This is a genomic window from Sphingopyxis bauzanensis, assembly GCF_002205675.1.
Taxonomy (GTDB): domain Bacteria; phylum Pseudomonadota; class Alphaproteobacteria; order Sphingomonadales; family Sphingomonadaceae; genus Sphingopyxis; species Sphingopyxis bauzanensis.
In genome coordinates this window covers 174,266-186,915 of record NZ_NISK01000002.1, presented here as the reverse complement: position 1 = coordinate 186,915, position 12,650 = coordinate 174,266, and the positions used below count along the sequence as shown (strand labels likewise).

The window sequence follows — 12,650 nt, the reverse complement described above, 5'->3', positions numbered from 1 at the left end:
GCGACGCGTTCAGAACCCCAGGTTGCGAAAGGCGACGCGGAACGAGAAACTGTTGCCGCGACGCGCATCGCCAGTGTCGGCATAATCGCGGCGCCAGGTCAGCGCGATCGACAGGCAGTCGTCGTCATAGGCAACCCCCAGGCGGTGACGAATCGGTTCGAAACCGTCGGCGGTGCTCAAGGGGTCATCCCGCTGTTTGGTCAGGTCGACAATCGCCGAGCCGAAGACCGACCAATATTGCGCCACCTTCACCCGCCCGCCGACGCGCACTTCCTCGCGGTCCTGCAAGTCTTCGCCAAGCAGCAGGATGTCGCGGTTGAGCCGTGAATAGCCGAGCACGGCATAGGTCGAGCGGCTACCGATCGTCGCGTCAAACTCGTTACGGCGGATCGCGAAATCATCCTTGTCGAGCCGGTAGCGGTGGGTCAGGCGCAGGAAGTCGCGGTAGGCGATCGTCGTCCGCCCGACGATGTCCGACGTGCGGTCGGTGAGCCCGGTGCCGTCGGGAAACAGGCTCGGCTTGTCCGACAGGCGATAGCTTTGGCCGACGCTGCTGCTGATATTGAAGCCGGGGCGGCTGTAATTCCATTCGACGCCGTAAGTGATGCGCGCGCCATCCTCGAACCGGTCGTATCCGTTGAAGCGGTTGATCGCGAACAGGTTGCTGTCTTCCAGATCAAAGGCGCGCGAATCTTCGTTCGGAATGTCGAGGTTCTTGAGCGGCGGGGTGGCGACGATCTGGACGCGCGGGGTTAACGTCTGGGTGCCACCCGCAAATTCACCGACAAAAGGCCAGCGCATGTCGGCGGCGACCGCGGCGATGCCGCGCCCCTGCCAGCCCGATTTGCCGCGATAACCAGGGATCGGGGTAAGCAGGTTTTCGTCGCTGTGATAGACATCGCCGCGCACGAGCGCGGTCAGGGTCACCTCTTGCCCCAACCGCGTCAGCCCGCGCAAATCCCAGCGCGCGCCGGCAAAGGCGCGCTGGGTGTCTTGTCCCGCGGTGCGGCCGATCGCGAGCGTGTTGAGCTGCAATTCGACCTGGCCACCGAGCACGGGGTCGGCGAAGCGCTGGCGATAATCGATGATCGGCAGCGCAATCGGCTGTTGGCCCTGTTCGTCGTTGCGGCGCAGCGTCTGCGTCGCCCAGCCGGCGATCGAGAGGTAGCTATTGCCGCCGATCCGCTCCAGCTCGAATGTCGAACGCAGGCGGTCGTCGCGACTGATGTCATAGCGGCGCATGAACGTCCGGTCGGTCGCGATGCGGCCCGAATAGGTAAAGCTCCAGCGCGGGTCGAACTGGAATTTGCCCGCGCTTTCCAGATAGCCGCGAAAGCGCTTGCGGCTGTCGGGGTCTTCGCCGGTCAATGGCACCAGCGAGCCATAGGTCGCATAACCGTTGATGCGGAACGAACCGATGTCGGTCAGCGCGCGGAACTCACCCTCCAGCATCGGCGCGGCGCCGGTGTAGAGGTGCGGGGTGATCGTGATATCGCGGTCGGCCGCGAGGCGCAGATAATAGGGCACCGCGATTTCGAAGCCATTGCTGCGGTCGAGGCGGATTTCGGGCACCAAAATGCCGCTGCCCGCTTCGCTGTTCGCCGGGTGGCTGAGCCCGGGCAGGGGGATCAGCGGCAGGCCGAAAATCTCGACCCGCGCGCCTTTGTAGCGGATCTTGTTGTTCGCCCGGTCATAGGTGACGCGAACAGCGCGAATCTGCCAGCTGGGGTTGCGGGGGCAGCCTTCGGCGTCCTCGACCGGGCAGGCGGTATAAGCGGCGTTTTCCAGCTCGATATTGCCGTTCTCGAACCGCGTGCCCTTGATTGCGGCGAGGCGCGAGCCATTGTCGAGCACGACCAGTAGATTTTCCACCACCCCGTCGCGCAGGCTGTCAGTCAGTTCGATGCGGTCGCCATAAGCGGTGTCGCCTTCGGGACTTTTGATCGCGACATTGCCCTCGGCAAAGACCTGGCCCGTCTGGCGGTTCCAGGTGACCTTGTCGGCGCGCATCGAGATCGCCTCGCGGTTCATCGCGACATTGCCCTCGGCGACCACGATTTCGCTGTCGCTGTCGTAATTGAGGTTGTCGGCGGCGAATCCGACCTGGTCTTCGGCGGCGACCGCGGGGGCATCGATCGTGACCGGCGCGACGTCGGGGGTCTGGAGATCGGGTTCGCCAGAAATTTCCTGGGCGGGGAGCGACTCGCCTGCCTGCTGCGCAGCCGCAGGGCTCGCGATCAGAGCAAAACCGCTCGCCGTCGCCAGCCACAAGGGCTGCGATTGGCGCGCCTGTCGGAACAAAGCCCAGCTCATTTAATCACTTTGTCCCACATATTTGTCGCGTCCGCCCGGGTTGGACCGGCTGCTTTGTTTTTGCAACTCGCAAGCGAAACCCCTATCGGTCCCGCACGCTGCAATCAATCATCGCATGAGAGAGTTACCGAATGGACATTCACTTTGTCGCGCAAATCGATGCGTCTGCCGACGTCGTCGCGTTTCCGGTCCGCAAGGGCGAGCTGAACGCCTTTGTCCAGGCGCTGGGTGAGCCGCATGGCGCCCTGCTGAACGGCGCCGCGGGGCAGGCACGCTTTGAGGGCGCGGCAGGCGGTATCGCCGAAACCGCAGCGGTCGACGGCGGGCGCGTTCTGCGCCTGCTGCTCGTCGGAATCGGCGAGGGCACGCTGCATGACCTTGAGCGCGCCGGCGGTGCGCTGACCGGGCGGCTGCAAACGAGTGGCGCGACCGCGGTGCATGTCGATTTCGCCAGCGCGGGCGCGGTCGATGAAGAGGATGTGCTGGCCTTTGCACTGGGCGCGAAACTGCGCAACTGGCGCATCGATACCTATCGCACCAAGCTTGCCGACAATGCCAAGCCGACGCTCAAGTCGCTGACCATCGCGTCGCCGCCCCGCGACCTGTCGGCGCGCTGGGCCGTGAATGAAGCGATTGCCGACGGCGTCGCGCTGACCCAGACACTCGTCGCCGAGCCGCCGAACATTCTCTATCCCGAAAGCTTCGTCGAACGCTGCCAGCATCTCGCTGACCTCGGCGTCGAAATCGAAGTGCTCGACGAAAGGCAGATGAAGGCGCTTGGCATGGGCGCGCTGCTCGGCGTCGCGCAGGGCTCGACCCGCCCGCCGCGCCTGCTCGCGATGCGCTGGAACGGCGGCAAGGACGGCGACAAGCCGGTCGTGTTCATCGGCAAGGGCGTCACTTTCGACACCGGCGGTATCAGCATCAAGCCTGCCGCGGGCATGGACATGATGAAATGGGACATGGGCGGCGCGGGCGCCGTCGCGGGCGCGATGAAGGCGATCGCCGGGCGCAAGGCGAAGGCGAACGTCGTCGGCGTCGTCGGCCTCGTCGAAAATATGCCCGACGGCAACGCGATGCGCCCCGGCGACATCGTCACCACCATGTCGGGCCAGACGGTCGAAGTACTCAATACTGATGCCGAGGGGCGGCTGGTGCTGTGCGACGCGATCACCTGGGCGCAGAAAATATATTCGCCCAAGGTTATCGTCGATCTCGCGACCCTGACCGGCGCGATGGTCATCTCGCTCGGCCACGAATATGCCGGCATTTTCGCCAATGACGAAAACCTGGCGACGCAGCTGATCGCAGCGGGCGAGACCAGCAACAACAAGCTGTGGCGCTTCCCGCTGTCGGCGGCTTACGACAAGCTGATCGACAGCCAGATCGCCGACATGAAGAATATCGGCCCGCGCGAAGGCGGCTCGATCACCGCGGCGCAGTTCCTGAAACGCTATGTCGATGACGGCGTCGCTTGGGCGCATCTCGACATCGCGGGCGTGGCGTGGGCCGACAAGGATGGCCCGGTGTGGGCCAAGGGCGCGACGGGCTATGGCGTCCGCCTGCTTGATCGCTACATCGCCGAAAACCACGAGGGTTAAGGGCAGGGGAGCATGGCGCGCGTCGACTTTTACCGGCTGACCCGCGATCCCGTCGAACGGGTGCTCCCCGCCATCGCGACGCGCATTCTGGGCGCGGGCGACCGCCTGCTGATCGTCGCCGCCCCCGCGATGCAGCGGCAGGCGATCGACGAGGCGCTGTGGACGCTGACCCCCGCCAGCTTTCTGCCGCACGGCGCCGCTGGCTCGCCCGACGAAGAGATCGAACCGATCCTGATTGCGGGAACGCTCGACCCCGCACCGCCCAACCGCGCTCGACTGGTCGCGCTCGCCGATGGCGAATGGCGCGATGAAGCTTTGGGGTTCGACCGCACCTTCCTGCTCTTCGATAACAGCCGTATCGACGACGCCCGCGCGACCTGGCGCAAACTGAGCGCCGCCGAAGATGTCGAAACCCATTTCTGGAAACAGGACGACCGCGGCCGCTGGTCGGAGGGGCCGTAGGCGCTAGCCGTCCATCAGCACGATATCCCAGCGATACTTCGCCGCGCCGTCGAGACTTGCAAGCGCTGTATCCGCCCAGTCGCCGAGCCCCTTGTAAAGCATATCGGCAGCATTGCTCGCGGCGTCATCCGAAAAATACATCTGGGTGACGAGCCGCTGACTCTTGCCTCGCACGTCGAAATGGATGTGCGGAGTTCGTCGACCGATCGGCGAGTCATAGGCGGCGGGCTTGATGGTCGTGATCCGCCAGTCGCCGCCTGCACCGGTCCGGATTTGGCAATAGCCTTGAAAATCCGGGTCCAGCGACGCTGTGGCGGTGTCGTTGGGGTGGGCATAGCGACCCACCGAATTCGCCTGCCAGACCTCGAGGTCCGCGCCCTGCACCGGATTGCCGTGCCGGTCGAGGACCCGCCCGCTGACTTCGATCACATTGCCAATCGCACGCTTCGCATGGCCCTTGATCCAGGTGAGGTCGGCGTCTTCATCCGCAAGACGTTCGACTGGATAGAAAGGGCCGAGATCTCCCAGCGCCGTCGGCCGCAGCATCTTGTCCGCCGCCTTTGCCGCGCCCGTAAGCGCAATGGAGGCCGCCAGCGCCGACCCCGCAAAAGCGCGGCGCGTTATCCGATGATATTGGTTGTCACGCATGGTCCAACCCCCCCTTTGTTCGACCCGCTGAAGTCCATAGCATGGCTTGCGGCGCCGCCAAAGCGCGGCTAGAGGCGCGCGCATTGCAAACCATAACAAAGCAGGAGCTTCCCCCATGGCGGTCACTCGCACTTTTTCGATCATCAAGCCCGACGCCACGCGTCGCAACATCACCGGTGCCGTCACCAAGATGCTGGAAGACGCCGGCTTGCGCGTCGTCGCGTCGAAGCGCATTCATATGAGCCGGGAACAGGCCGAAGGCTTCTACGCGGTTCACAAGGAACGCCCCTTCTTCGGCGAACTCGTTGATTTCATGATCAGCGGCCCCGTCGTCGTCCAGGTGCTGGAAGGCGAAAACGCCATGCAGGCGAACCGCGACATCATGGGCGCCACCAACCCCAAAGACGCCGCCCCCGGCACGATCCGCAAGGAACTGGCCGAAAGCATCGAAGCGAACACGGTTCACGGTTCGGACAGCGATGAAAATGCCGCGATCGAAATTGCCTATTTCTTCAAGCCCGAAGAAATCGTCGGTTAAAAATCGATCGTCGCCCCCGCAGGCGGGGGCCGCCATCACTTTACGCATCGCCGCTGGTTTGAATGGCCAGCGGCCCTCGCTTCCGCGCGGGCGATGCTATAAAACGGCCGCCTGAGCGATCCGGCGGCCTTTTTCATGTGGCCGCGGCGATAAGCGCGTCGAGGTCGGATGTTTCCCCGCCCTTGCGCGAATCCTTTGCGACCGACTGGCGGCGGCCGATCTCCGACTGGACATGGGCGACGAACGATTTGCGCTGGCTGACCAGCACCGCATGGAGCGGCGCTGTCGCAGCTTCGGGCTGGGCCAGCAACCGTGCTGCCGCCTTGTGTGCGATCACCAGCGGGTCGAGCAGCTTCGGCCGCCTCCCTGCATAGGTGCCGGCGGCGCGGGTTCCGTCGCGCATGCCGATATTGACGAAGAACAGTCGTCCTTGCTCGGTCAAGGCACTCAGCGAGAAATAGGCATCGTTCAGCCGCCTGCGTTTCTCGTCGGCGGCGATTGGCGAGTCTGCCTTGGCACACAGCTCGACGATCAGCAGCACCGCGATCGACTTGTCGGCCCAGGCGGCGACGTCGCGGCTACGCAGGCTGTCGGACTGAAAACGCCGCCACCCCATGTAAAAGCCCGCCGCGGTGATGAAAACCGATAGAGCGGTGCCCGCCCACGCCAGCCACTGGTCCATTTGTCTCCCCTTAAAACTCTTCGGCAACCCCCATCAGGCTCGCCAGCTTCTTCGGCGCCACCGCGAGCCAGCTTTTGCGCAGCCACTCGCCAATCGCGTCCCAGTCAGTATCGCCCAGGTCGAGCCGGATGCCGACCCAGCCGTCGCCGAAATAGGCGGGGCGGTAATAGCGGTCTTCGTCCATCTCGATCAGCGCCGCCTGCTCATCGGCGCCGCTGATCTTGACCAGCAGCGCGATCTTGCCGTCGCCATGATGGTCCTGGGTGAAATAGGCGAATTTCTTGCCCTTCACGATGCCGAAGCACGGCATGCCGTGCGAGGTCACTTCGTCGGCTTCGGGCAACGCCATCGCGCGTTCACGGACGCGGCCGACCAGGTAATCCGGCGACCGCTCGCGGGTAACAAAAGCTGCAAGCGTCGGCGGATACAGCTGATGCTCGGCAATCCGTACCCGCCCGCTCAGCGTCAGGGCCGTGTCGCCGGGCAGGATCGCGACCGGCGTCTGCGCCAGCACCGGGCCGTCATCGACGCCGGGGGTGACGATATGGACGCTGCACCCGCCAAACGTGTCGCCCGCGTCGATCGCCCGCTGGTGGGTGTCGAGCCCCTTGTAGAGCGGCAGCAAGCTGGGGTGGATATTCAGCATCTTGCCCGCCCAGCGCGCCACGAAATCGTCGCTCAGGATCCGCATATAGCCGGCAAGCGCGACGAAATCGGCTTTGGCGTCGCGCAGCTCAGCATCGACCAGCGCGTCGAACGCATCGCGGTTCATGCCTTTGTGCGTGGCGCTCCACGTCGCGATGCCTTCGGCGGCGGCGATCGTCAGCCCCGGTGCATCGGGATTGTTGCTGGCAACCAGCACGATCTCATAGGGGCAGTCGGCGGCTTTCGCGGCGTACAGCAGCGCCGCCATATTGGTTCCGGCGCCGGAGATCAGTACGGCGACCTTGGCTTTCACGTCTCCCCTCCCGCTTGCGGGAGGGGTCGGGGGAGGGCATGTTCAAAAGGAGTGCCCCGACACAGGCCCTCCTCTAACCCCTCCCGCAAGCGGGAGGGGGACTTTATGGCGTCAGCCATTATGCGTCGCGCTCCACGCGGCCATCGCGCTCCACGTCTCGGTGCTGCCCGTCACGGTGCAGCCCTTGGCGCCCTCGGCGATATACCCGATGCGAAACACCGTCTCACCCGCCGCTTCGAGCGCCGCGGTCACATCAGCGACATCATCCTTGGCCACGACAACTGCCATCCCGATCCCGCAATTGAAGGTCCGCGCCATTTCCTCGGGCTCGATATTCCCCTGCGCCTGCAAGAACGCCATCAACCGCGGCTGCTCCCACCCATCAGCATCAACAAATGCATGTAAGGTTTTGGGCAGGATGCGCGGGATATTTTCCAGCAGCCCGCCGCCCGTGATGTGCGCCAGCGCGTGAATCTTGCCGGTTTTCACCAGCGGCAAGAGGCTCTTCACATAAATGCGCGTCGGCGCCATCAGCGCGTCGATCAGCAGGACATTCTGGTCGAACAGCGCCGGTCGGTCGAGTTTCCACCCCTTGTCGGCGGCCAGCCGCCGCACGAGCGAGAAGCCGTTCGAATGCACCCCCGAGGAGGCGAGGCCAAGGATGACGTCGCCATCCGCGACCTTGTCAGCGGTCAGTACCTGGTCGCGTTCGACCGCGCCGACGCAGAAGCCCGCGAGATCATAGTCGCCGTCCGAATACATCCCTGGCATCTCGGCGGTTTCGCCGCCGATCAGCGCGCATCCCGCCAGCTTGCAGCCTTCGGCGATGCTCGCAACCACTTGCGTCGCGACGTCGTTGTCGAGCTTGGCGGTGGCGTAATAGTCGAGGAAGAACAACGGCTCGGCGCCTTGCACGATCAGGTCGTTGACGCACATCGCGACCAGATCGATGCCGACCCCGTCATGGCGCCCCGATTCGATCGCAAGTTTCAGCTTGGTGCCGACCCCATCGTTCGCCGCGACGAGCAGGGGATCATTGAACCCCGCCGCTTTCAGGTCGAAAAAGCCGCCGAAACCGCCCAGGTCGGCATCGGCGCCGGGGCGCCGTGTCGCTCGCGCCAGCGGGGCGATGGCACGGACGAGCGCATTGCCGGCGTCGATCGACACGCCCGACTGGGCATAAGTGTAAGCGGCGGGTTGGTTGTGCTTGGAATCCATGGCACGCGCGACTAACGGTTCCAGCCGACAAATGCCATGATTTCCTCGTCGGGGTCCGACAGATTTCCTCGTCGGGGTCCGACAGATTTCCTTGTCCGCGCGTGCGCTTTTGGGCAGAGCATAGAGAAGAGATGATTTCCACCGCTCCCCTTCCGTTCGCCCACCGGTTCAAAATCGTTGCGTTGCCGCGCGACGGGCGCTGGCTCGCGCTGTTCGGCTTGTTCTTCGCGATCCTGCTCGTTGGGGTTGTCGAGGGGCAGATCAGCCGCGGTAATCGCGGCATCACCCCGATCAATAGCAGCGGCGATTTCCTGACCAGCGGCATCCTCGTCGACGTCACGGGCGACAATGCCGACGACGCGCGGACCAAGGGCTGGCGCGAGGCGCAGCGCAAGGGCTGGACCCAGCTCTACCGCAAATTGAACGGCAGCGATGGCCCCGCGCTTGGCGATTCGGTGCTCGACGGCATCGTCACCGCGATCATCGTCGAGGAAGAACAGATCGGCCCGCGCCGCTATGTCGCGCGGCTCGGCGTTCAGTTCGACCGTGTTCGCGCCGGACAGATATTGGGTGTCAGCGGCCGGACGCTCCGCTCTCCGCCCTTGCTCGTCATCCCCGTCTATTCGATCGCCGGCATCCCGCAGGTGTTCGAACAGCGCAGCGCGTGGCAGCGCGCCTGGGCGGAATATAACACCGGGCAAAGCGCGATCGATTATGTCCGCACCGCAGGCACCGGCGCCGACACGCTGCTGCTCAACGTTGGGCAAACCGGGCGGCGCGGGCGCATCTGGTGGCGCGTCATCCTCGATCAATATGGCGCCGCCGACGTGCTGATCCCGATCGCGCGCGTCGAATATTCTTGGCCCGGTGGGCCGATCAAAGGCCATTTTACCGCGCGCTTCGGCCCCGACAGCAAGCTGATTTCCAGCTTCACGATGACCGGTCCCAGCCCCGCGGCGCTGCCCGACATGATGGAAAAGGCCGTCGCGCGCATGGACCGCATCTATATCGATGCGCTGGCAGCAGGCGTGCTGAAAACCGATACCTATCTGGTCCTCGAAAAGCCCGTCGAGCGCGAAGACCTGCCCGAGGAAGCCGCGACCACTGACGAGGACGCACTGCCCAGCGAAACCGACAGCAGCGTGCCGACCACCGCGCCCGCGGGGGTGCAGAGCTTCACCGTCCAATACAGCTCGCCCGATGTCGAATCGGTCACGGCGACCGAACGCGCCGTGGGCGGGATCGCGGGGGTTCAGTCGGCATCGACCACCAGCCTGGCGCTTGGCGGCACATCGGTGATGCGCGTGACCTTCGGCGGCGATATCGCAGCGCTCAGCGCGGCGCTCGCGGCGCGGGGGTACAAGGTGCAGGAAGGCGGCAGCACGCTGCGGATCAGTCGCTGATGGCGCGTTCGACCCGTCAGATCGCTCTGCCGCTCGACTGGAGCGCCGGGGGCAGCAACGACGCTCCGCTGGTTATCGGGACCAGCAATGCCGATGCGATACGCTATCTGCGTCATGTTGCGACCTGGCCGGTGCGGACGGCGGTGCTCACCGGTCCACGCGGGTCGGGACGCAGCTTGATCGGACGGCTGTTCGCCGCAGAAACCGGCGGCCGCGTCATCGACGGACATGATAGCGTCTCCGAGGAAGAGATTTTCCATGCCTGGAACGCCGCGCAATCGTCGAACATGCCGTTGCTGATCATCGCCGATGCACCGCCGTCCGAATGGGGCATTGTGCTGCCCGATCTCGCGTCGCGCCTTCGCGCTGTGCCGGTGTTGACGATCGCCGAACCCGATGATTGCCTCGCCCGCGATCTGATCGAGGCGCGGTTCGCGCAGCGCGGGATCGCGCTGGCACCCGAGGTGGCTGCTTATATCGTGCCGCGGATGGAGCGCAGCTATGCGATGATCCACCGTGTCGTCGCGGCGCTCGACGCCGCGTCGCTCGAACAGGGGCGGCGCGTCGGCATTCGTCTTACGCGTGAAACATTACTGTCACAGGGGCTGATCGATCCCGATCTGCTCGAACGACAGGACCATAACGCATGACGCTCTCCGGACAGTCCCTTCGCGCCGACAATGACGCCAATACGGGGCTTACGTCGTTCGGACCCGAACGCTTTTTCAACCGCGAACTCAGCTGGTTGGCGTTCAACCGCCGGGTGATGGAGGAGGCACGCAACCCAGCGCATCCGCTGCTCGAACGCCTCCGCTTCCTGTCGATTTCGGGTAGCAACCTCGACGAATTTTTCATGGTTCGCGTGGCGGGTTTGAAGGGCCAGCAGCTGCAGGGCATCGACGATCCCTCCGCCGATGGCCGCTCGCCCAGCCAGCAGCTCGCCGAAATCGAGGCCGAGGTGAACCGGCTGGTCGATCAGCAGCAGAGCGAATGGCAGCGGCTCCATAAGCTGCTCGGCGAACAGGGCATCGTCGTCCACGGCACCGGGTCCGACCGCGAACCGCTGCGCGCCGCACTGCGCCAGTATTTCATCGACCAGATTTTCCCGATCCTGACCCCGCAGGTGCTCGACCCGGCGCACCCCTTTCCCTTCATCCCCAATCGCGGGCTGGGGATTATCTTCGACCTAGAGCGCAAGGCGACGGGCGAGACGGTGCGCGAACTGGTGCTGATCCCCGCGGCGCTGCCGCGCTTCGTGGCGGTGCCGGGGCAGGCGCAGGCCTTTGTGCCGATCGAATATCTGATCGAGATTTTCGGCGACCTGCTGTTCCCCGGTTTCACGATCCGCTCGCTCGGGGTGTTCCGCATCATCCGTGACAGCGATATCGAGCTCGAGGAAGAAGCCGAAGACCTGGTGCGCCTGTTCCGTACCGCGATCCGCCGCCGCCGCCGTGGCCGCGTCATCCTGCTCGAACTCGAAGCCGATATGCCCGGCGAGATTGCCGAAGTGCTCAATGCCGATATTCAGGGGCATGAAGCGATCGTTGCCAAGATTGGCGGCTTCGTCGGGCTCGCGGCGCTGTCGGCACTGGTCGATGTCGATCGCCCCGACCTGAAATTCCCGGCCTATTCGGCGCGCTTCCCCGAACGCATCCGCGAACATGGCGGCGATTGTTTTGCCGCGATCCGCAGCAAGGACATTTTGGTCCATCACCCTTACGAAAGTTTTGACGTGGTGTTGGCGTTCCTGCGTCAGGCGGCGGCAGACCCCGATGTCGTCGCGATCAAGCAGACGCTGTACCGCGCCGGCGATCAGTCGCCCGTCATCCGCGCGCTGATCGAAGCCGCCGAGGCAGGCAAGTCGGTGACCGCGGTGGTCGAACTCAAGGCACGCTTCGATGAAGAGCAGAATCTGCTGTGGGCGAACCAGCTCGAACGTGCCGGGGTGCAGGTCGTTTACGGCTTCATCGAGTGGAAAACGCACGCCAAGATTTCGATGGTCGTGCGCCGCGAAGGGCAGGGATATCGCACCTATTGCCACTTCGGCACGGGCAATTACCATCCGGTCACCGCGCGCATCTATACCGATCTCAGCTTCTTTACCGCCGATCCCCGCGCCGGGCGCGATGCGGCGCAGCTGTTCAACTATATCACCGGCTATGTCGAACCCGAACGGCTCGACATGATCACCATGTCGCCGCTCAACATGCGCGCGCATCTGTGCGACCTGATTGATGCCGAAATCGCGGCGGCGAAAACGGGGCAGCCGTCGGGTGTGTGGGCCAAGATGAACAGCCTCGTCGATCCCGGCATCATCGACAAATTATACGAAGCAAGCGTCGCGGGCGTGCCGATCGAGCTGATCGTCCGCGGCATCTGCTGCCTCCGCCCCGACGTCCCCGGCCTGTCGGAAACGATCCGCGTCACATCGGTGGTCGGGCGTTTCCTCGAGCACAGCCGCGTCTGGGCATTTGCCAACGGCGCGTCGCTGCCGCATCAGCGTGCAAAGCTGTACATCAGCAGCGCCGACTGGATGCCCCGCAACTTCGACCGCCGCGTCGAATATATGATCCCGATCGAAAATCCGACGGTGCATGACCAGATTTTGGACCAGGTGCTGGTTGCAAACCTGATCGACAATGAACAAAGCTGGGTGCTGCAATCCGACGGTACCTATATCCGCACAAGTCCGGGCGATAAGCCATTTAATCTCCATCATTATTTCATGAACAACCCGTCGTTGTCGGGCCGCGGGACGGCGCTCCACAAGCGTCAGGACGTCCCGACGCTCGCCTTCGACATGCGCGATGATTGAAACTTTGGGACT

At 64.2% G+C, this 12,650-nt stretch carries 11 protein-coding genes; 6 read left to right on the top strand and 5 right to left on the bottom strand.

The annotated features are described in order from the left end of the window. Nucleotides 1-9: 9 nt before the first annotated feature. Nucleotides 10-2,313, bottom strand: a complete 2,304-nt coding sequence (locus CDQ92_RS07450; protein ID WP_088440790.1) for an LPS-assembly protein LptD — start codon at nt 2,311-2,313, stop codon at nt 10-12. A gap of 131 nt (nt 2,314-2,444) precedes the next feature. On the opposite strand from CDQ92_RS07450, the gene CDQ92_RS07445 reads away from it, so the two are divergent. Beyond that, entirely contained in the window at nt 2,445-3,914 is a 1,470-nt protein-coding gene (locus tag CDQ92_RS07445; RefSeq protein WP_088440789.1) for a leucyl aminopeptidase, read from the top strand. Between the two features lie 12 nt (nt 3,915-3,926). Further along, the gene (locus tag CDQ92_RS07440) at nt 3,927-4,376 is read left to right on the top strand and encodes a DNA polymerase III subunit chi (protein WP_088440788.1); all 450 of its coding nucleotides are present in this window, start codon (nt 3,927-3,929) and stop codon (nt 4,374-4,376) included. A gap of 3 nt (nt 4,377-4,379) precedes the next feature. Here CDQ92_RS07440 and CDQ92_RS07435 read toward each other — a convergent pair whose 3' ends face one another. Further along, nucleotides 4,380-5,024, bottom strand: a complete 645-nt coding sequence (locus CDQ92_RS07435; protein WP_158213786.1) for a dioxygenase family protein — start codon at nt 5,022-5,024, stop codon at nt 4,380-4,382. Nucleotides 5,025-5,139: 115 nt separating this feature from the next. Here CDQ92_RS07435 and ndk point away from each other — a divergent pair, with 115 nt between their 5' ends. After that, complete coding sequence (gene ndk, locus CDQ92_RS07430; protein WP_037518700.1) at nt 5,140-5,562, top strand: nucleoside-diphosphate kinase; 423 nt, start codon at nt 5,140-5,142, stop codon at nt 5,560-5,562. Nucleotides 5,563-5,695: 133 nt separating this feature from the next. Here ndk and CDQ92_RS07425 read toward each other — a convergent pair whose 3' ends face one another. The 3 genes from CDQ92_RS07425 to purM form a co-directional block, all read right to left on the bottom strand. Further along, a complete protein-coding gene (locus CDQ92_RS07425) occupies nt 5,696-6,244 on the bottom strand; it encodes a hypothetical protein (protein ID WP_088440786.1) in 549 nt (182 codons plus the stop codon). A 10-nt stretch (nt 6,245-6,254) separates the two neighbouring features. Further along, nucleotides 6,255-7,157, bottom strand: coding sequence for a phosphoribosylglycinamide formyltransferase (gene purN, locus CDQ92_RS07420; RefSeq protein WP_229667196.1), 903 nt, complete (start codon nt 7,155-7,157; stop codon nt 6,255-6,257). Between the two features lie 156 nt (nt 7,158-7,313). Further along, nucleotides 7,314-8,420, bottom strand: a complete 1,107-nt coding sequence (gene purM, locus CDQ92_RS07415) for a phosphoribosylformylglycinamidine cyclo-ligase (protein ID WP_088440784.1) — start codon at nt 8,418-8,420, stop codon at nt 7,314-7,316. Nucleotides 8,421-8,551: 131 nt separating this feature from the next. Between purM and CDQ92_RS07410 the strand changes: the two genes are divergently transcribed. The 3 genes from CDQ92_RS07410 to CDQ92_RS07400 are packed head-to-tail and all read left to right on the top strand — an operon-like array spanning nt 8,552 to nt 12,638. Further along, a complete protein-coding gene (locus tag CDQ92_RS07410) occupies nt 8,552-9,823 on the top strand; it encodes a hypothetical protein (RefSeq protein ID WP_088440783.1) in 1,272 nt (423 codons plus the stop codon). Next, the gene (locus CDQ92_RS07405) at nt 9,823-10,473 is read left to right on the top strand and encodes an HdaA/DnaA family protein (RefSeq protein ID WP_088440782.1); all 651 of its coding nucleotides are present in this window, start codon (nt 9,823-9,825) and stop codon (nt 10,471-10,473) included. The genes CDQ92_RS07410 and CDQ92_RS07405 overlap by 1 nt, the downstream gene beginning before the upstream one ends. Then, nucleotides 10,470-12,638: an RNA degradosome polyphosphate kinase gene (locus CDQ92_RS07400; RefSeq protein WP_088440781.1), complete on the top strand. Its 2,169-nt coding sequence runs from the start codon at nt 10,470-10,472 to the stop codon at nt 12,636-12,638. The genes CDQ92_RS07405 and CDQ92_RS07400 overlap by 4 nt, the downstream gene beginning before the upstream one ends. Nucleotides 12,639-12,650: the final 12 nt, after the last annotated feature.